Origin of the sequence: Bdellovibrio bacteriovorus (assembly GCF_001592755.1) — a bacterium.
GTDB lineage: Bacteria > Bdellovibrionota > Bdellovibrionia > Bdellovibrionales > Bdellovibrionaceae > Bdellovibrio > Bdellovibrio bacteriovorus_E.
In genome coordinates this window covers 291,317-310,724 of record NZ_LUKF01000017.1, presented here as the reverse complement: position 1 = coordinate 310,724, position 19,408 = coordinate 291,317, and the positions used below count along the sequence as shown (strand labels likewise).

20 protein-coding genes and 1 tRNA gene are annotated in these 19,408 nt (G+C 45.0%); 13 read left to right on the top strand and 8 right to left on the bottom strand.

Going from position 1 to position 19,408, the window contains the following annotated elements; all coding sequences use genetic code 11:
- The first annotated feature begins 66 nt into the window (after positions 1-66).
- A complete protein-coding gene (locus tag AZI85_RS13905; protein ID WP_063244626.1) occupies positions 67-936 on the top strand; it encodes a trypsin-like serine peptidase in 870 nt (289 codons plus the stop codon).
- A gap of 63 nt (positions 937-999) precedes the next feature.
- On the opposite strand, the gene AZI85_RS13900 is transcribed toward AZI85_RS13905, so the two are convergent.
- From AZI85_RS13900 to AZI85_RS13890, 3 genes are all read right to left on the bottom strand, one after another.
- Positions 1,000-1,356 carry a hypothetical protein gene (locus AZI85_RS13900; protein WP_063244625.1) on the bottom strand — a complete coding sequence of 119 codons (357 nt, stop codon included), beginning with the start codon at positions 1,354-1,356 and terminating at the stop codon, positions 1,000-1,002.
- A 163-nt stretch (positions 1,357-1,519) separates the two neighbouring features.
- Positions 1,520-2,197 (bottom strand): response regulator transcription factor, encoded by a 678-nt coding sequence (locus tag AZI85_RS13895; RefSeq protein WP_063244624.1) that lies wholly within the window; start codon positions 2,195-2,197, stop codon positions 1,520-1,522.
- A gap of 142 nt (positions 2,198-2,339) precedes the next feature.
- Positions 2,340-2,415: transfer RNA gene (locus AZI85_RS13890), tRNA-Val, on the bottom strand.
- A gap of 111 nt (positions 2,416-2,526) precedes the next feature.
- On the opposite strand from AZI85_RS13890, the gene AZI85_RS13885 reads away from it, so the two are divergent.
- A complete protein-coding gene (locus tag AZI85_RS13885) occupies positions 2,527-3,141 on the top strand; it encodes a glutathione S-transferase family protein (RefSeq protein ID WP_063244623.1) in 615 nt (204 codons plus the stop codon).
- Here AZI85_RS13885 and ttcA read toward each other — a convergent pair.
- Both ttcA and AZI85_RS13875 read right to left on the bottom strand, forming a co-directional pair.
- Positions 3,071-3,907 carry a tRNA 2-thiocytidine(32) synthetase TtcA gene (gene ttcA / locus AZI85_RS13880; protein WP_063244622.1) on the bottom strand — a complete coding sequence of 279 codons (837 nt, stop codon included), beginning with the start codon at positions 3,905-3,907 and terminating at the stop codon, positions 3,071-3,073. The genes AZI85_RS13885 and ttcA overlap by 71 nt on opposite strands.
- Complete coding sequence (locus AZI85_RS13875) at positions 3,888-4,946, bottom strand: mechanosensitive ion channel family protein (protein WP_063244621.1); 1,059 nt, start codon at positions 4,944-4,946, stop codon at positions 3,888-3,890. Before AZI85_RS13875 ends, ttcA begins: the two co-directional genes overlap by 20 nt.
- A gap of 111 nt (positions 4,947-5,057) precedes the next feature.
- Between AZI85_RS13875 and AZI85_RS13870 the strand changes: the two genes are divergently transcribed.
- The 5 genes from AZI85_RS13870 to AZI85_RS13850 all read left to right on the top strand — a co-directional run bounded on the left by AZI85_RS13870 (position 5,058) and on the right by AZI85_RS13850 (position 10,806).
- The gene (locus AZI85_RS13870; protein ID WP_063244620.1) at positions 5,058-6,620 is read left to right on the top strand and encodes a hypothetical protein; all 1,563 of its coding nucleotides are present in this window, start codon (positions 5,058-5,060) and stop codon (positions 6,618-6,620) included.
- Between the two features lie 159 nt (positions 6,621-6,779).
- A complete protein-coding gene (locus tag AZI85_RS13865; RefSeq protein WP_063244619.1) occupies positions 6,780-7,391 on the top strand; it encodes a L,D-transpeptidase family protein in 612 nt (203 codons plus the stop codon).
- 142 nt (positions 7,392-7,533) lie between these two features.
- Positions 7,534-8,277: a PilZ domain-containing protein gene (locus AZI85_RS13860; protein WP_063244618.1), complete on the top strand. Its 744-nt coding sequence runs from the start codon at positions 7,534-7,536 to the stop codon at positions 8,275-8,277.
- Positions 8,278-8,340: 63 nt separating this feature from the next.
- Entirely contained in the window at positions 8,341-10,146 is a 1,806-nt protein-coding gene (locus AZI85_RS13855) for a hypothetical protein (protein WP_063244617.1), read from the top strand.
- 24 nt (positions 10,147-10,170) lie between these two features.
- Entirely contained in the window at positions 10,171-10,806 is a 636-nt protein-coding gene (locus AZI85_RS13850) for an RDD family protein (RefSeq protein WP_063244616.1), read from the top strand.
- Here the strand turns inward: AZI85_RS13850 and AZI85_RS13845 are convergent.
- The gene (locus AZI85_RS13845; RefSeq protein ID WP_063244615.1) at positions 10,783-11,949 is read right to left on the bottom strand and encodes a class I SAM-dependent RNA methyltransferase; all 1,167 of its coding nucleotides are present in this window, start codon (positions 11,947-11,949) and stop codon (positions 10,783-10,785) included. The genes AZI85_RS13850 and AZI85_RS13845 overlap by 24 nt on opposite strands.
- A gap of 67 nt (positions 11,950-12,016) precedes the next feature.
- On the opposite strand from AZI85_RS13845, the gene AZI85_RS13840 reads away from it, so the two are divergent.
- A complete protein-coding gene (locus AZI85_RS13840; protein WP_063244614.1) occupies positions 12,017-12,451 on the top strand; it encodes a hypothetical protein in 435 nt (144 codons plus the stop codon).
- On the opposite strand, the gene AZI85_RS13835 is transcribed toward AZI85_RS13840, so the two are convergent.
- Positions 12,448-13,095 carry a 2'-5' RNA ligase family protein gene (locus AZI85_RS13835; protein ID WP_253720996.1) on the bottom strand — a complete coding sequence of 216 codons (648 nt, stop codon included), beginning with the start codon at positions 13,093-13,095 and terminating at the stop codon, positions 12,448-12,450. The genes AZI85_RS13840 and AZI85_RS13835 overlap by 4 nt on opposite strands.
- A 55-nt stretch (positions 13,096-13,150) precedes the next feature.
- Here AZI85_RS13835 and AZI85_RS13830 point away from each other — a divergent pair, with 55 nt between their 5' ends.
- Positions 13,151-16,069 carry a M28 family peptidase gene (locus tag AZI85_RS13830; RefSeq protein WP_063244613.1) on the top strand — a complete coding sequence of 973 codons (2,919 nt, stop codon included), beginning with the start codon at positions 13,151-13,153 and terminating at the stop codon, positions 16,067-16,069.
- A gap of 33 nt (positions 16,070-16,102) precedes the next feature.
- On the opposite strand, the gene AZI85_RS13825 is transcribed toward AZI85_RS13830, so the two are convergent.
- Complete coding sequence (locus AZI85_RS13825) at positions 16,103-16,798, bottom strand: hypothetical protein (protein WP_063244612.1); 696 nt, start codon at positions 16,796-16,798, stop codon at positions 16,103-16,105.
- 171 nt (positions 16,799-16,969) lie between these two features.
- On the opposite strand from AZI85_RS13825, the gene AZI85_RS13820 reads away from it, so the two are divergent.
- The 4 genes from AZI85_RS13820 (at position 16,970) to AZI85_RS13805 (ending at position 19,389) form a co-directional block, all read left to right on the top strand.
- On the top strand, positions 16,970-17,368 hold the full coding sequence (locus AZI85_RS13820; protein ID WP_063244611.1) for a hypothetical protein: 399 nt from the start codon (positions 16,970-16,972) through the stop codon (positions 17,366-17,368).
- Positions 17,369-17,412: 44 nt separating this feature from the next.
- Entirely contained in the window at positions 17,413-18,294 is an 882-nt protein-coding gene (locus tag AZI85_RS13815) for an alpha/beta fold hydrolase (protein WP_063244610.1), read from the top strand.
- A gap of 5 nt (positions 18,295-18,299) precedes the next feature.
- Positions 18,300-18,617 (top strand): KH domain-containing protein, encoded by a 318-nt coding sequence (locus tag AZI85_RS13810; RefSeq protein ID WP_063244609.1) that lies wholly within the window; start codon positions 18,300-18,302, stop codon positions 18,615-18,617.
- Positions 18,618-18,759: 142 nt separating this feature from the next.
- A complete protein-coding gene (locus AZI85_RS13805) occupies positions 18,760-19,389 on the top strand; it encodes a GNAT family N-acetyltransferase (RefSeq protein WP_063244608.1) in 630 nt (209 codons plus the stop codon).
- Positions 19,390-19,408: the final 19 nt, after the last annotated feature.

The following is a 19,408-nucleotide window of genomic DNA, read 5'->3' as shown; positions in this document are numbered from 1 at the left end:
TTTCATTCTCACTTTTCTCAGACTTTATCAGAGGGATGTTCAGGAAGAACATTCAGAGGGGAAAAAGTGAAAAGGAATTCATTCGTAGCGACAATGACTGTCGCGCTTGCAGCAACGTTCTCAGTTGGATTTGTTAACATCACGCCCAGAGTTATTTATGGCGACGACAATCGTGTCGACGTCTATCAAGTAACCAGAGCCGACGTTCGCGAAATCGCGGATTCTACAGTGGCTCTTATTCCAACTCGCGATATTCAAAATCAAGGAAATGGTTTGGTAAAAATTCTGGCTTCAAGTTATGGCTCGAGCATGAATCTTTGCTCGGACGAGCCTTTCTTCGATCAGCCTTCAGCGGCGAACTGTTCTGGTTCGTTAGTGGGTGAGGATTTGATTGCGACAGCAGGTCACTGCATCAGTTCTTCGGATTGCTCTCGTTACGCTTTCGTCTTCGGTTATAAAATGACAGACGCTAAAACAGCACCAGAGACTTTGCCTGAAGGTGAAGTTTACGGTTGTAAGGAAATCGTGGCACGTGAATACACAAGTGCTCAAGATTACGCTCTAGTGCGTTTGGATCGCCCTGTCCGTGGTCACCGCGTTTTGACTTTGGCGCAATCACCAGCGCAACCAGGTGATGCAATCTACGTTGTAGGTCATCCTTCAGGTCTTCCGACGAAAGTGGCTGATGGCGCGCAAGTGCGTGCTCAACAAGGGACTTACTTTACATCGAACCTAGACACTTACGGCGGAAATTCGGGTTCTGCGGTTTTCAACGCAAGAACTCATGAAGTGGTAGGTATTCTGGTGCGTGGAGCGCAAGATTTCACATATGACAGAGCGAAACAATGTACTGTTTCAAATAGATGTACAGAAACGGGTTGCCGCGGTGAAGATGTCACGAACATCTCTTACATCGTGAATGCTTTGAAAAAATAATTAGTACGATAATAACAAAATAAAAAGGGGAGCTTGCTTAAAGCTCCCCTTTTTTATTTTCAACTACTCAAGATGAATTGGAGTGCCGGATTGGTTTTGTTCAGCGTCGGGAAGTTGCTGATCGGGATTAGGATTTTGTTGAATGGCTCCTTCTTCAGGTTGGCAGTTGGTGCTGTGATTTTCTAAACGGGCTAACTCATCTTTTTGTCCTTCATAACTGACTTGGGGGCAGGGTACGAGAGAAGGATCTTGTTCTGCGTTGGTCGGCTGTCGATCCACGCGATCGGCTAGGTCTCGTTGGGTTTCAATTTTCATTGCATCTGTCGCGGATCCATTAAGCGGAACCGTGGGATCTTCAGGAGCCCCTTGAACGAATTGTGGAAGGATAAGGAGAGCTGCCACGATGATAGCTTGTCTCATAACCACCTCCGTATGACTGCTTTCAAAATTATTTTAACACAGGTGATTAGGAGTAAATGCGCTTCTGTGCTTTAACGTAAGGACGTTTTGCAGCGAAAGTTTCGCAAAAATAATCCAAAGCTTGTCCAGCAACAGTAAGAATCTGAGAGTTTTATAGATAAGACTAGCCGTGTTTTTCGAAGCGATAACCGGAGCCATAGACCGATTTAATTTCCCAAGGCGTGCCTTCCAGTTTCTTGCGAAGTTTCGACATATGGGTGTCGATGGCGCGATCTACGACGCTGGTACTGCCGCCCCAGACTTGGTCTAAAAGTTGTTGGCGAGTGATCACTTGATCTTTGTGTTTTGCGAGATACAAAAGAATTTTGAATTCGATAGACGTTGTCTCAATGGGTTTCTTTTCGCCCTTGATCTCGCAAGTAAGTCTTTGCATGGTAAGGTCGAAATAAAGACTATCGACTTTTAATACGGCAGAGTCATGAGGCTTCGTTTTCTTGCGAAGCTTAGCTTCAATACGGGCGCGCAGTTCAAGAGGTTCAAAGGGCTTCGTCACGTAATCTTCAGCGCCTAAAGAAAAGCCTACGACCTTATCCGTAACTTCACTTTGGGAAGTTAAGATCACAACCGGAATGTCTTGCAGCTGAACGTGGTGATGCATGTAAAAATCAAAACCACTTCCGTCTGGCAACTGAACATCTAGGATCACCAGATCAAAAGGGGAGGTGATATGCACCGTTGCTTCTTTCAAAGTGTTTGCGCATGTCACGTCATGTGTTGAAAGAGTTTCTTTCACCATCAGTTGATTGGTTAAATTGTCCTCAATGAGTAAAATCTTAGCCATACTTTGGCTTTTAAGAATGTCACGGGCCCTAATGCAAAGCAAGGTATTGAGATAAATGAAAGTCCATTTAGGCCTGAGTGATGTCGTTCACTTTGCGCTAACACAGAGTTTGTTTTTTTTGGAAAATATATGGGAAGGGAAATGGTGCGAATAACTGGACTTGAACCAGTGACCTCTTCCATGTCAAGGAAGCGCGCTACCAACTACGCTATATCCGCACAAGAGTATTCAAGCTAACACCGGGACCCTTTGGCGGCAATCATGGATGCAGCTGGTCAGGGGTAACCTTTTATCACAACAGGCGTATGCTGAGTGTTTAGAGGTGAATCATGATTGAATTCTACACGGCGCAAACGCCCAATGGCCGCAAAGTCGCCCTTATGCTTGAGGAATTAGCAATTCCATACAACCAGCACAATATCGATCTTGGAAAACAAGAGCAAAAGTCCGCCGACTTTATTGCCAGAAACCCCAACGGAAAAATCCCGGTGATTGTCGATACGGACGGCTCTTATGAACACAAGACAACGGTTTTTGAAAGTGGCGCCATTCTTTATTATCTCGCAGAAAAGCATCAAGCTTTCTTCGGTCATAGTCTTGAAGAAAAGGCTCACGTCATGCAGTGGTTGATGTTTCAGATGTCAGCGATCGGCCCTATTTTTGGAAATTACCACTATGGAAAGCACACTCTGAAGCCTGAAAATCCAGGATTTATTGAACGTTTTGAAAAAGAAGCGTTACGTCTTTTAGGAGTGATGGAAATTCAGCTTGAGAAAAATCACTATCTTGCCGGCGAAACTTATACGATCGCCGACATTGCGACCTATCCCTGGTTGATCAACTTCATCAAGTCGAAACCGGAATGGTTTGAGTCTAAACCTTCAGTTCTTCGTTGGGCTCAGGCTGTGGGCGCTCGTCCTGCAGTGAAGAAGGTGATACCTTAAGATTTTTGAAATCCCAAAGCTCTTGATCCATCAGCTGACTTGGTTTGATATTGCCAAGCGCTGTTTGGATCGAGGCATAAACATTGGGAATCTCTTTTTCCAGATCACGCACTAGTTTTTTAATACGCTGGCGTTTTAATCCATCTTGAGAACCACAAAGGTTGCAAGGAATGATCGGGAAGTTCCAAGCAGCGGCAAGCTCCTCAATGTCACGCTCTGAAACATAAGTCAGAGGACGTACTAAAATATTTCTTTCGTCGTCGGATTTTAATTTCGCAGGCATCGCCGCCATAGTGCCGACATAAAATAAGTTCAATAAAGCGGTATGAACGACGTCATCGCGATGATGTCCTAAAGCGAGTTTCGTGAAACCTTGCGCATGAGCATAATCATATAAAATGGCGCGACGAAGACGTGAGCATAAAGAACAGTACGTAGCTCCTTGAACCTTTTCTTTAACAATTGAGTACGTGTCTTTTTCAACGATATGAAGTTTTACGCCAATGCTTTCAACCCAGGCTTTAAAGGCTGTCGCATCAAAGCCCGGTTGCTTTTGATCTAAGATCGCGGCTTCGACTTGAAACTTTCTTTCGGAACGACGTTGGATCTCTGTGAGTAAGGCCAAAAGAACGCTTGAGTCCTTGCCGCCAGAAACGCAAACCATCACCTTGTCGCCATCTTCAATCATATTGAAGTCATTCAGGGCTTGAGTGATCTGTTTACGAATTTTAATGGCTAAAGGATGCTCAAAGTTTACCGTGCTCATGGTTCAGGGTTCTATCTGAAAACTCGATCACTTGTCGAGCTAATTTCAAGTTCGCCGCTCTAAGTGCTTCGATGCCACGGATAAGAACCTTATCGCCCACGTTGAATTGCGAGCCGTAATTATCCAGGAAGTAGATAATTTTAATTTGAATCCAGTTTTCGTTAGATTCATTCACATACGCCCAAGGCGCTGGAATGCCGCGAATTTCACCAATGCCGGCCACAGTGCGCTCCAGAACCTGTTTTGCCAGCTCGACATTTTCTCCATAAGCCAAGCGGAAGACCTGACTGCGGACAATGGGTGTTTCTGGTGGAGAGAAATTCGAGATCGTGGCATTCGCCATAAACCGATTGGGGAGGGTGATCAACTCATCTGAAAAACCCACAAGTGTTGTGGAACGCCAAGTGATCTCTCGCACCTGACCTGTCGTCTTTTGGATACCGCTGACAATTTCAAGCCAGTCACCGATTTCAAAGTTTCTATCAAGCTGTAAAGAAATTCCGGCAAAAAGATTTCCCAGGGTGTCCTGCAAAGCCAGACCCAGAATGACGGATGCGGCGGCGGAAGTGGCCAACAAAGGACCGACTTGCAAACCAAAGACGTGAGTCACGCCCCAGAATAAAAGCACGATAGAAAGGATTAAAGAAAAAATATTCACCAGAAGCAAAGGCACGCCATGCTTCATTGAGCCTAAGAAAAGATACTGCAGGACGATCAGTCGACTGGTCTTAACAAAGACAACGTTTCCCCAAAGAAAGGTGACGATGGCTATGTAAGGCGTGACCTTAGCGACATTCCCGATTTGCGGTTCTGAAGTTTGCAGAAAGATAAAAACTAAAAACAAAAAACTAAGTACGATGTAATGGCGGACCAAAGTTCTGAAGTGATTGCGAATGCTGCGATGTCTTTCTTCAGAAGCCTCTTTCAAAAAGAACTTATAAAACACCCAGGTGATGGCGATTAAGCAGCCCAAAAGAATGAAGGGCTCAAGTTCAAGAAGTCCGTAAAGTGCCTGAATTTTGATAAACTTTTCTGCCATAGTTGCGGTGTTCCTCGTAAGTCTGATTATAGTGGCTATTTTTTAGTCTAGTCGAGTCTAAAATTTGTGAGGAAGGTAATCTGTGTCGTAACCGCTGCCGATAAGTAAGGCATGAGAAAACACAGTTTATACTTCGCCTTAGGGATGATGATGACAGCCTGCGCACCACAAGGATTTGATGCGGTTCAAAATATCGCGTCGGACACTGTGCAGGACATCGCTTGTAAAGATCAACAACTTGAAACGAAACTCTGGGATGGCCTCAAAACTTATTTGATTGAACAAAAGACCATTCCGACGGCCGACGTCATGAAAGAAGCCTTTCATGATCAAGTCGAAAAGCTTTCTGAACAGAATCCTCAATTGACTTCTGCTGAAGTGAAGCGTTTGAACGCCGATCTGGATGCTTTGGTGGATTCATTGCTAAGTGAAGCCCCGGAAGGAGAAAGAGTTGAGACTCCAGAACAACTTTTGATGCTTCTTTCGGCTATCGATGTCGGGGATCGCACCACCGTCTTCCGTTCTTACATGCAAGACAAGGTTCGTGGAAACTTCACTCAGTTGCAAAAAACAGTTCAAGCTTTGGATGTGAATTGTTCTAATGACAATGCATCTTCGGGAACACCATCTACAGGTGGTGAAGAAGAAACGGAAACTCCGACAACTCCGACAGAGCCTTCGGCTCCTGTTGTTGAAGAGCCCAACCGTGACTACGAATGGCACAAACAACAAGCTTTAGATTCCGGCACTCCATTGTCGGTGTTTGGTGGTCGTTGGGCTTTTGCAACGACTTATCAAAGCTGTCAAAGCGTGCAGCTTCCTTCTTTGAATGCTCAAGTTCCGAATATTCAAGGGATCAGCATCGTGGGTAAGCATTCTGATGGAGTGGGCAGCAAACGTCAGATCGCAAGTCTTTCTAAAGTTCAAAGCACGCACTATTACATCAAGGATATGACTTCTTACGGTCAAGGGTGCTTCAATGTGCGCTCAAATCCTTTGATCTACGACTACGGTGGAAAGCCCTATGCGACGACGGCGACAAATGCTGAAATCGACATGTTTAAAAACAACGGCGATGGCACCAGTGTTCTTGGTATCGACTGCTCAGGATATGTCTTTACATCAATGGCTACGGCAGGACTTCGTCTGAAATCCGGTCGCGCGTTGAAGGCTTCTGATGCTTGGGCGTGGGGATCTTCTTCATATGTAGAACCTCAAAACAATGGTTTGACGTGCTTAAATAAGATCTCTGTTTCACCAACAACAACCATGAAGGCCGGCGATATCGTCGCGGTTTATGGTCACGTTCTCTTGATTGATAAAGTCGGTGCAGATCCATTCGGTATCAATAGTGTGAAATCGGAAAGCGAATGTTCAAAATTAACTTCCGACCGCTTTGATTTCGTGGTGGCGCAAAGCTCCCCGAATAAAGAAGGCATTGGAATTAACTACTATCAGGCGCGCGACTATCTTCCAACTAGCAGCAAGATGAAAACAGGCTTAGAGAAGTACGCCTATTACACGTGCCTCTCTAAATTCAACGGCAAGACTTACACTCCGAACGTAGGCACTCTGTCAGTGGTTCGCCACAAAGGCACCGCGGATTGCATGGCCCCAAGGGTAAAAATGGCCCGCGAAAGCTGTATCCAGTCTTGTTCTTCGTTGCAGCGGTAAGAAAATTCGCTGACGAACTTTCAGTCAGAAGTGACGACAAAGGGCTCTGTGGAAACACCGAGCTCTTTTTATTTCTATCTGGCGTCGGTAAACTTATGACAAAAAAATAAATGCACGAACATAAGAAAATGTCTTCGCCTTGTGGTATAACTTCAAGTCATGAAAAACATCATTTTACCTCTGATAGCTTTAAGTTTGATCTCTGCACAGTCTTTCGCAGCTTCTTCCAAAGCGTTGGATAAGAAGTTTAAGTATTGTGATGATATCACTCAGGTCGATAAACTCTTAGATCGCACAACCCAAGATGTTGCTAGATTTAAAGATGAAGGCGTTAAGATCGAGCGCATCGTGGTTTCAAAAGACCGCAAGGAACTTTATTTAATTTCAGGTGATGTTTTGGTTAAAGCTTATACCGTTGCTTTCGGGTTAAATCCTGAAGGCCATAAACAATTCGAAGGTGATAGAAAAACTCCTGAAGGTATCTATCATATAGACTATAAAAATCCCAAGAGCGAATATACTAAGAGTTTGCACATATCTTATCCCAACAAGCAGGATGTCGAATATGCAAAATCTCAAGGGAAGTCTCCGGGCGGAGATATCATGATTCATGGTCTTCCCACTCAACAGCGAAAACAAGATGCCATGAGCTTATGGCATCCACGTAACTGGACCCAAGGTTGTGTGGCTGTGAAGAATGAGGAAATTGAAGAAATTTACTCTCTAGTAAAAGAAAACACCCTGGTTGAAATTTGCGCGATGAGCAAATAACAACGTTCCTAAAATAAAGAACCACCGAAACCCCAAAGTGACCCTTTGGGGTTTTCTTTTTCACCCACCAAAGTCCAGTTGAATCCAAAGAATTCGTGCCCCCTGAAGTGCGTTTCGTTTAGCATATTTCTGGGGGATTTTCATGACAGAAGCGGAACTTAAAAGGCCAACCGGGATTTATTTGCTGGCGGTTCTTTTTATGCTCGCTCCTTTGGGGAATCTAGCGATCAGCTTTGCAGGCAGTGGCGTTCCTCATTGGTATTTACCTTCCACATTGATTGAATTTCTAAAAGCGGTCTCCATTCTTGATTGGTCTTGGTTGGGATTTCTTTTCCTTTCTGGAGTTCTTCTTTTTAAAGCCCATAAAACCTCTTGGACCGTGGCTATTCTTTCATTGGTGTTCGTCTTAGGACTGAACATCTATCGCTTTAGCACTCATGCCCTAGAGGGTGATGGCCTGTTCGTGCAAACCCAACTGGTTCTTTCAAGCTTTGTCACAGTCGGAGTTCTTCTTTTAGCCTTTTATTTCCGCTTTCCTTATCTAGATCGTCGCGCGCAATGGCTTTTCCCAACGGCGCATCGCTATGATTTCGTCACTCCGGTGGACGTGGTTGCTCAAGATATCTTTGAGGGTGTCACCGAATCCATTTCGGTGTCGGGCGCGCGCATTCGCCTCAAAAGAGATCTTGAGGGAGGTTCGCGGGATTTGCGCTTTGTGGACGTGATTTTTCCTGCCATTCGTAATGTGAAGGTGAAGTCTAAAGTCGTGGAATATCACGAAAACGTGCTTCGCTTGAAATTTAAAGACTTAAGTCGTAGGGATCGAGGGTATCTGCACGACTGGTTTCGGTCTCAGATTGAGACGAATCAGAAATCCGAAGGTTAAGTCTAGGTTCTCGTTAAGTATTTTAAAAAGTGTACCGAAAAGACTCAAAAGCATGAGGTCGATATGATTGGGAAGTTTAAGCCAAGTTCGTTGCTAAAAAATCTCGCAGCAGGAATTTCTGTTGTGACTATGTGTATTGCGCCGGTAGCTGAAGGTGCAGCAGCATCGAACCAAAAGAAGTTGATCAATCAATACCTGAAAGAAACGGGTTTAACGACAAAGAAAATGACTGTCGGTGAATACTGGCGCATGGTTCGTCACGTTTACCCAGATCATCTTCAATCACAAATGGATCAATGGGTGGCATTAAACCGCAACCAGATGATGCCTTCGATTGAAGCCAGCACTTTCAAAGATGCTAATGGCAATGAACAAGTTCGTTTGACGCTGACAAAAGATGGTCAAACAATGAATTTGAATTTCACGGGTGATGAAGAAAATCCGTTGAAGGTCAATGGCGTTCCTGTTCAGAAAAAAGAACTTCTCAACTATAACAGCTTTAATGCTTTGGCTGGTAAGTTGGCAAAACAAGATCCCATGATCAACAAATCCCTAAAAACCGGCAAACAAAAGCCGTTAGGAAAAGACTTCGTTCTTTCTTACAAAGAATACGTAAAACTTTCTGCACGTCAAAAAGCGGAATACATGATTCGTATGCGTCGTGCGATGGAAGCGGCTCAACGTGTGTACACCGCGATCTACGGCGCCCAAGCGATGAACGAGTTCAATAGCAGTAATAAGTATGAGTTCGTTTTAAATTTCCTATTCGGTGAGGAAGCTCAGGCCGCAGGTCTTACGGGTAAAAACTGTATCGTGGCGGGTTACTTATCTGTCTACGGTGAAAACGGATCTTGCGGTGGTAACAAGCAAGGTGCTGATGATCTAAAACGTAAGATGGCAGCAAGTGGCGCTTCTTGTGCTAGCAATGGTGTTGCTTGTAATCCAATGGTTTATGGTTTCAATTCTTCAGGTCAAGCGTTCTGTGTAAGCCGCGCTGACGTGAAGTATGCAACTCGTACTTGTAACTCAATGTCTCCACTGAATGGTGGTGATGAAAAATCAACGGCTTTGAATAAGAAACGTATTATCGAGTCTTATCTGAAAAGCAAAGGTCAAAACATTGATCTTCAGTTGAACGATGAAAACAAGATTCCTGAAGAGCAATACAAACAGATCTCTACATATCTGACAGATTTAAAAGCTTATATCTCGTCAGCCATCGGTGCTTGTGATACAGCGCCTTTGAAAGATATCCAAAAGCAGCGTGAAGACCAAGTCAACGCCTGCCAAGAGATCAAAGACCGCGCGTTTGAGTTGCAAGCTTTCGCTGTGAACCCAACGCCTCCAACGCCACTTCCGAATCCAGATCCAGGTGTCAATAACTGTACGGATCAAGGCCGTGGCCAAGCAGGTCCTAATGGACAATGTAAATGTCCAGAGGGTCAAAAAGAGGGGGAAGGCGGCATCTGTATGATCGTTGAAACCGGCGGTGGCGGCGATCTTCCAGGCGGTAAAGAAGTAGCACCGAAAGAAGACAGCTGTGGTTTCTGGTGCCGTAATAAAAACTGGATCATTCCAGTGGGTGTTGGTTTGTTAGCTCTAGGTGCTTTCTGGTGGTTGTTCAAAAAAGACAGCAAAGCGAAGAGCACAGATCCTGTGTATGTACCACCAGCTCCAGTGCCAGAACCGACGGCAACGGCTACGGCGACTCCACCAGTTGTTGAGCCTCCTCCTCCAGCGCCATGTCCAGCACCAAATACATTGGTGAATGGAGTGTGTGTGCCACCGGTCGTTGTGCCTCCTCCGACCACCACCACAGAAGGTGGAACGAAGACGGATGATGGAATCAAAGCGGGCGGGGTTCGATAACCCTGGCCCCTTGCAAGGAAGCAAATGTTTATTGATAAAAATCACGATAAGACAAATCCACAGCGGGCTCCTCTGAAAAGAGAAGCCCCTGTTCCGTTAATAGGGCCTGGAATTCGCCGCAGGCGCGCTCCCGGGACGCCTCCCACTTCGAAAGTGAATGAGATCTTTAAAGATCGCAAGGCTCTTAATTTTGATCAAAATACAGGATTTCATGGAGGAGCTTCGCGCCGTAAAGGCTATCGTTTGGCGCTCTGGTCGTGGCTAGCTTCTTTCATTGATGCCTTGATTTTAATTTCAGCAAGCTGTGCTTTTATTGCGTCGTTCTCACTTATTATGCGCACTTCGGTGGGGTCTCTTTTAGGCACGCTCACTCACAGTCAGCATCAGCTGTTGTTCTTTGCTGAAGTGTTTTTTGTTTTCGGTTGGATTTATATGATTTCCATCCGCACGCTGATGGGATCCACAATAGGCGAATGGGCATGTGATTTAAGATTAGGTCAGCCCCACGAGCGCATGCAGTCGGGTTATATTTTCCGAGTCGCTTTGCGTAGCACTTTGATTTTACTCACAGGTGTTGTGACTTTGCCGGTGCTTTCTTTGCTTTCAGGAGAAGATCTTGCCGGAGTGCTTTCTGGCTTAAGACTGTTTTCTTTGAAGTAATCCTAAAACCTCATAGTGATTTGTCTGCGGGAACTGATCGACGATGAAAGTTTCCCGCAACTCATAACCATACTCCTGAAGACGTTCTAAATCCTTCACCATGGATTCTGGAAAACAAGACATGTAAATAAAAAACGGCGGACGCTTTTCTAAAGAAAGTTCGCCTAGGGGATTTAAGAAATTCATCAATCCCGATCGCGGTGGGTTTGCTAAAACGCCATCGAACTGAGAAAAATCTTCGGTGAGTTTTTTCTGAAAATCTCCCCGGTGGATTTCAATCTTCGATTTAAGATGCTGAAGATCCGAAGGCAAATGATCTAGAGTCATTCGCAAACCATCTAAGGAAAGCTCGTCAATTTCACAGGCTAAAACACTTTCTGCCGCCGCAAGGGTAGGCAAAGTTAAATTGCCGATCCCCGAGCCAAACTCGATAATGCGACTGCGGGGAAACGAAGCGATCCAGGCATTGATCACGTCACAGATAACTTTATTGGCGCGAAGACTGGGTTGAGTGAAGCTCGCCACTTGGCAATACAAATCCACCGGGCGATGTCCCATCCACGTTTGAAACCAAACATGAAGTTCAGGATCTCGCAGTTTGTATTCTTGTCCATTCCAAAAAGGAACTTTGCGTCGCTGGCCGATTTCGACGAAGGCTTTTTCTTGGAGGCGACGTAAAAGGTTTTTTTCATCTAACAAAGCTTTGATATCGACATTGGCAAAATCAAGCCACACCCCCTTTTGACCTTGCGGTCCTACACGCAGGCGGATGGAGCCTTTTTTAAAGGGCCATTGAAACTCGCGAAACTCAGTCAGCCAAGCAGAAAGCTCCGGCGAAAGCTGGGAGCACATGGCGAGGTCGACGATCTCTCGTTTGCCTTTATGATAAAGCCCTAAACGACCGTCTTCGAGGCTGAAATCAAGGCGGTCACGTAAGAACCCCGGCCCGGCGGACAGAGCTTGAATTGGTGAGGATGAAAGAAGGTTTGAGGCTCTAAATAATTGCTTTAGTTGCTCTTTTTTAAGCTCTATTTGGGCCCCATAAGGCACTCCCAGGGATTGACATCCCGAGCAATCAGCTTGATACGGGCAAGGTACCACAGCTTGGTGGTCAAAGTTTTCTTTTTCTAACAGGTTTGCCATTGAATGCTTGCCCCGACCTTTTCGGTGATATATTTCTGAACACCTATTTTAGCAGGTATTGGAGGGGATGATGAAGGTTTTCTTGCTTTCCATCACAATGATTTTCGCGGGACTAACAGCACAGGCTGCTAATAATCCTTGGATGCGCACATGCCGTATCGATCAAGGCCAATTCTGGACAATTAAGGTAGGCAGTGACGAACAGGCTCTGTGTTTGTTTGGTGATGCCTCTATCGGAGCTGAGACTTTCTTTCTTTTTAAAACCAATGCCGGTGTGGGTGACGCTATCGACGCTTACAAGCACCGCAAATCCTCATCACCTCGCGGTGGTGTCTGTGGCGCCTTTGATGCGGAACTTATCGAAGGAAAAGACACTTCGGGTCGTACGTTTAATATCTGCCGTTTTGATGATGGTTCTTTGATTGAAGAGACCACTTTGTGGTTAGGCGCAGGCTCCGGTTCGAACGAAGCCTTGGATCGCGCCCTTTCAAAAACTTACTAGTTCTTGGCTGTTTCTTCAGGGCGCAGTGAGTAGATACATGAGCTTGCGTCCTTCGTGATTCCATCTTCTAAGTGAAGATCTCTTTTTGTAAAACCCAGTGTGACATGCGGATGGAAAGCTTCGGGATTGAAATCCTGAGCTTTTCCGCCTTTTGATGTATAGAGCATTTGCACGGCTTTTCTAATTTGGAAAAGACGATCGGATTCTACGACCACGTAGTAGGTAGATTCTTTATGCCCGCGATCTTCCAGTGATCCTTGGCCTACACACAAAAGTTTGTAAGGTGCTTTCTTAAGATCCATCTTATCAGCCAAGGCTTGAATCTCTTTCATCGAAACTTTCTTCTGAATTTTCTTATACTCCGGCGGAGTGATCACGGTGATATGAGCCTCTCCCCGGTGTTGTAAGGAAACGTGTTGAGATTTCTCTAAATCCACACGCAGTTTTTCAAAGGCCGTGTAGGGAAGATCCAATGAAAGATAGTTCGAAGGGCTTTTGTGATCGACCGACGCGATGGAGCGGCTGGAAACTTTAAGGTCTGACTCGTTATAGTGCAGCGATGAGAGCTTGTAAGGAGATGAGCTTGCACAGGCAGTCAGTGAAAGTGAAATGATAAATCCGTGAAACGTGCGCATCATATTCATTCTTTTCCTTCCGGCGGTTGACATAAAACTGTCGTACTTTTAGGCTACACGCACTATGAAAAAAGTGAAAGTTCTTCTTACAAGTGCCTGCATTTTCTCTGCTATTTCCTGCCAGTACAAGGAGGCAAAACCCACCCAGTCCAAGTCTGAGACTGTGGCTGCCTCCAGCGGCTCTTTCGTGAATGAGCCCCATCAGCTGATGACTGAATCTCGCCAGATGACTTTTGTTGGACCTAAGTCAGGAGAAGGCTATTTCAGTCCAGATGGAAAGAAGATGATCTTTCAAAGTGAAAGAGAGCCGGGAAATCCCTTCTATCAAATGTACGTGATGGATTTAGTCAGTGGTGACACTGTGCGAGTTTCGCCGGGGCAAGGGAAAACGACATGCGGATGGATTCATCCTTCGATGAAGAAGGTGCTTTACTCTTCTACGCATTTAGATCCCGCAACAAAAAAGAAGACCCAAGAGGAAATCGACAATCGAAAAAAAGCTGTCAAAGCCCGTTATTCATGGAGCTTTGATGATAGCTACGACATCTTTGATTCAAATCTTCAAGGAGGTAGCATTCATCGTCTGACGAAAGAAAAAGGCTATGATGCAGAAGCCTCTTACTCTCCAGATGGTCAGTGGATTGCGTTTGCTTCAAATCGCGCTGGATACACTGAAAAATTAGAAGGCGAAGACAAAAAGCTTTTTGAGCAAGACCCTTCTTATATGATGGACATCTACATCATGAAATCCGACGGCTCTCAGGTAAAGCGTCTGACGGATTCAAAAGGTTATGACGGCGGTCCTTTCTTTAGCGCTGATGGTAAAAAGATCACGTGGCGCCGTTTTGCCCCGAATGGATCAACGGCTGAAATCTATACGATGAATGTAGATGGTTCTGACCAAAAACAAATCACGCGTTTAAAGTCCATGTCGTGGGCGCCGTTCTTTCATCCTTCCGGAGATTACATAATATTTGGTTCAAGCGTTCTAGGTTACTCTAACTTTGAACTTTTCATCGTAGATGCTGACGGTAAGCAGGCTCCAGTCCGCGTCACTTTTGATGATGGTTTTGATGGTCTTCCTGTTTTCACTCCCGATGGCAACAGCCTTTCCTGGACTCATAGAAACGAAAAAGGGGAGTCGCAAATCCTGATTGCCAAGTGGAACGATGTCTTAGCAAGAAAACTTCTAGGGCTTCCTGCGCAAGATCCGGCGGCGGGTTCTCTTTCTCCTGAAGTGAAGGTCGAGGACATCAAGAAGTGGGTTTACTATTTGGCATCACCTGAGTTTCAAGGGCGTGGAACAGGGTCTGTTCAAGAAAAGGTTTATACAGAAAAGTTAGCGCAACTCTTTAAGTCTTGGGGTTTGCAAGGTGCCGGACCTAAGGGTTCTTACTTTGATACTTTCGAATTCACTTCAGGTGTTCAATTGGGACCTCAGAATTTACTTGAAGTTGTGGGTTCTTATAAAAAGAAATACGAAGTTTCTAAAGACTTCGAGCCGATTTCGTTCTCTAAAATTGGTGACTTCCGCGAAGCACCGATCGTTTTTGTCGGGTACGGAATTAAAGCTCCAGCCAGTGATAAAGAGCCTGAATACAATTCCTATAAAGGACTGGATGTTAAAGGTAAATGGGTCTTGGCATTGACGGATCTGCCGGGGGATATCACATCCCAAAGACGTCACTATCTGAATCTGTATTCTCGTCTGCAACATAAGGTGACGGTAGCAAAGAACGAGGGAGCATTAGGTATCATCATTGCGAATGGTCCAGCTAGTGGCTTGCCTGAAAAGTTTGGCAAGATCAAATTTGAAGGCTCTTTGTCAGAGGGCACACTTGCGGTCTTAAGAATGTCTGAGGCTGCAGCGACAGATCTGTTGAAGTATGCAGGTCAAGACCTGGGTGCTTTGCAAAAACGCTTAGATAAGGGAGAGGTTGTCGAGGCTGTTGTTATTCCATCGGCTTACATCAAAGCCAAAGTCGATTTACAATTCCAAAAATCAACGGGCGTTAATGTGGTCGCGAAACTTCCAGTTGCGGGAGCGAAGAGTTCCGTGATGATTGGAGCTCACGGTGATCACCTTGGGAACGGGCAATTCGGTAGCACACTCGCTCGTGGTGATGAAATCGGTAAATCACACTACGGCGCTGACGACAATGCTTCGGGCGTTTCTGGCGTGATGGAACTCGCACATTATTACGCAAATCTAGCGAAGGTTTCTCCCAATAAGATTAAGAAGAATCTTTACTTCGGCGTGTGGTCCGGGGAGGAATTGGGAAATCTTGGTTCTTCTCACTTCACTAAGAATATTGCGAAACATAACATCGCCGCTTATCTGAACATGGATATGGTCGGTCGCTTGAAAGACCGTTTGTTTGTACAAGGTTTGGGTTCTGGAGATCACTGGGTTCCGTTAGCCGAAGAAGTGGGAATTCGCTCTGCAGTTCCGATGGTGGTGCAAGAAGATCCCTACCTTCCAACGGATTCTTTGGCATTTTATATGGCTGGAGTACCCACGGCTAACTTCTTCACAGGTTCACACAGTGAATACCACACTCCTCGCGACACGGCCGACCTGGTGAATTACGAAGGCGTCGTTAAGGTTCTGAAAGTCGTTCAAGGCTTTAGTGATGTCTTGGCGGACTCTTCCTTGCCAATGGTGAAATACGTCAAAGTCGCGGGTTCTCAAAATAAACTAGAAGGTCGCAGCTTCCGCGTTTATCTGGGAACAATTCCTGATTACTCCCAAGAAGGCGTAAAAGGTGTACGTATCACGGGCGCTTCTAAAGACAGTCCTGCAGAAGCCGCGGGAGTGAAGGAAAAAGACATCATCGTTGAGTTTGATAATACCAAGATCGAAAATCTTTATGATTATGTTTATACTTTACAGGCTGTGAAGCCGAATAAAGAAACCATCATGAAAGTTCTGCGTGATGGAAAAGTGATCGATCTGAAGATCACACCAAGATTAAAAGAATAAAAAAAAGCCCTCTTCGCGAGGGCTTTTTAATTTTTACGGAGTGAATGTCAATTGAGGGCAGCGGGTTTTTAGCAAACTTGCGAAGGCCTTATCGGAATGTTTAAAGTAAACGTCGCCATCTGAAGTTTTGGCAAAGACTTCGCTGTTTTTAATCTTACAAGTTTTGCCTTTTTCATCTGTCAGTACGGAGGAAGCAGACAGAACCTCTGTAGGAGCTCTTCCTTTAGTGAATCCAGCGTCCAGCAATAGACCTTTGTAGTTTGTGATTTCAACCCCGCCACGGTTGTTTCTAGAGATTTCAGAAGCCACTTTCACGGAGGCATTAGAAATCGTCACGACGTCGGCGGTTTCATAATCAAAATAAAAGACATTGCCAGCAACTGAGGTCACCTCAAGTTGGCGGGTTTCCACGTTCCACTTATACTGTGGAATGACAGTTTTACGTGGGAACAAATAGAATTCTCTGGCGCCTGTGTCTTCAGAATTTGAGCCCTGGCCGAAAGAATTAAAGACCATAAAGTCACCACCTTTAGTGAACATATAGTCTCTGTAAATCAGGTTCTGAGCTTTATAGTTGCGCACGGACAAGAAGCATTCTCCGCTTGAGAACGTATTCATTTGAATCTGAATGCTGCCACCGCGTTCTACAACGTTCTTACAAACGGGATCACTAGCAAATGCTGACGAGATCAAAAAATATGTTAAGAAAAACAAACAATGTGGTTTCATAAACACCTCTTTATTAAGCAGAACCTAACGGAAATCCGCTGTCAGTAAGTAAAGCGTGGCGACATTAAAAAAATGACAAAATCTGGACTCGAAGGTCCGCGAGCTTCGTGGTTCTATAGGGACATCCCCCTACAATCTAAATTGCAAAGCCCCATTGAGGCGTGAGGATTTATGTCATCTTTCGTGAAAGAATTTAAGAAATATCAAAAACAAGAAAGACTTCTAACAGGAGCCTTGGTTTTGGTGTCGGTGCTAGCGCCGATTTCTTTCACGCTGATGTTGAATCAAAAAATCCAGTGGCCTTTGTGTAGCGCTGTTGGTTTTGTATTGGGTGTGGTTGCTTTGTGGCTGCACGCCCTTCGCAGCAACATCAGCGAAAAGCTTGTTAGAAAGTATGAAAAGCTTGAAGTGGGCGATGTGCTTTGCCGTAAAGTCACACCGACAAATCCGGGTCGCTTCGTGGTGACTAACAGAGCTTACAATCATTTGTTTTTGAAGTGCATGTACACAGGTGAAACTGTGCAGGTGTCTAAGGACAGAATCCGCGAAGATTTCGACATTGCAAATTGATTTTCTCATAGCCTCCACCAGAATGAGTTCTCAAGGGGGAGGCTATGAAAAGCGTATCCGTATTCTTGCTCCTTCTGTACGTTTCAGTAAATTCGTGGGCACAATCTGAAGAAGAAATCCAAAACGAAATAGAAATCGAAAGTTTCAACTATCAGTGTGGAACTGATTCTGCGCGCGGTATTGAATTCAAATACTGTTACCGGAAGTCCTCGGCCACGAACAACGACGACATTGTCTATTTCTTTCACGGTCTTTATGGATCTGAAAAAAGTTGGCATCGTCAATTTTGGGGAACTTGGTTTATCCAAAAATGGTGGTACTTCCGGGGATATCAACCGCGAGTTGTGTCGATCTCTTTTGGCCCGAAGTGGCTTTTAGTAAATAATAAAAAATATCCGCTGCTTCCACTCTTCACGCAAGAAATCATGCCGATGATGGAAAAGCGCATGGGAGGATTAAGACGCGGGAAACGTCACGTGATCGGTCAGTCGATGGGCGGTTTTAATGCGACCCAAATAGCGTTACGTAATCCCGGGATGTTTTCGCGGGTGGCTTTGTTATGTCCTGCGATCACTCACATCGGGCCTTATGATTCAGAAAAAGACATCCACAAATATGTCGCCCGTACGGGAGCGAAGCTGCGACTTGTTAAAAAAATGTTGAATATTTCGCGGTCTATTTTTCTTAACAAACAGGACTGGGATCTTCACAATCCCTTTAATTTGTTAAAAAAATACAACTCTTCTAAACGGGCAAAATTCTATCTGTCTACCGGCATGATCGATGGATATGGCTTCCAAGAAGGATCGAAAGATTTTTATGATATGGCTCACGGGAAGTCCTTCTTATCCAGATGGGTCCCGGTTCCGGGTGGTCACTGCAATTTTAATAGAAAAAACACGGCTTACTTCATCATGGGAGATTAACTTTTATGACTGAGATGGAATCCTATAAATTTGATGAAACCAATAATCCTAAAGGTCTGACTTTGGAAGCACAGGAGGCTTACCGTGAAGAGATTCGCTCTTTGGTAGAGCACATCACTCGCTTATTAGTAGATCAGCCCGAGACCGTGACAGTGACGACTTATGTGGGGCCGAAGACGACGGTGTATCGTGTGAACTGTGCAAAAGAAAACCTCGGTCAGGTGATCGGAAGTCAGGGTAAAACAATCATGGGTCTTCGTGCAGTTGTGCATGCAATGACGGCACGAACGGGGATCCGTTCTATTGTAGAAATACCCGTATAAGATGGAAACGTTCTAGTTCTGGTGTTCCTGCGGATTCCATTTGCAATAAGCTTTCATTTGAAACTCAGTTCCTTTTCAGTTAAAGGCCATTTCAGACCGGGGGTTGCCCCTGTCGGGAAGGCCTTTTAAAACTTTAGATCCTATGTTGGGTTCTGAGTTCGAAGTCTATAATCATCGAAATAACAGCTACTACGCTTTTCGTCCTCTCTCTTTTGATAAAGATATCGATCTCTATTGCAAGTGGATGCAACAACCTTATGTTGCTCAATGGTGGGGACGTGGGCAGACCCGTGAAGATCTGACGCGAAAACTGATTTCTGAACTTGAAGACAGTCACCAACTTCTTTATATCGGCCTTATTGATGGGGTTCCTGTTAGTTATTGGGAGCGATATTGGATTTCAGAAGACGTCCTGGGAAATCATATTCAGCATGAAAGTTTTGATCAGGGCCTGCATTTTCTGATCGGTGAGCCTGAGTTTTTGGGGAGAAGTCATACTTCGTCGGCCACAGCCGCCTTTATGAAGCTCATCTTTAGTGATTCGCGAACACAAAATATTATTGGCGAGCCAGACATTCGTAATAAGGCCGTACTGACTTATGCCGAAGCGACTTGTTTTGTGCAAAGAGAAATCATTCAGCTCCCCGAACGAACTTCAGCCATTATGGTTTGTGAGCGAGAAAGATTCTTTAGCAAATACTCTCGTGATCCGCGCCAGCTTTATCGTGCTTCGTCACTCACGCAGGAATCGTCTGTTCAGATGTCTCTTTAAAAAGAAAAGCGCGAAGTTT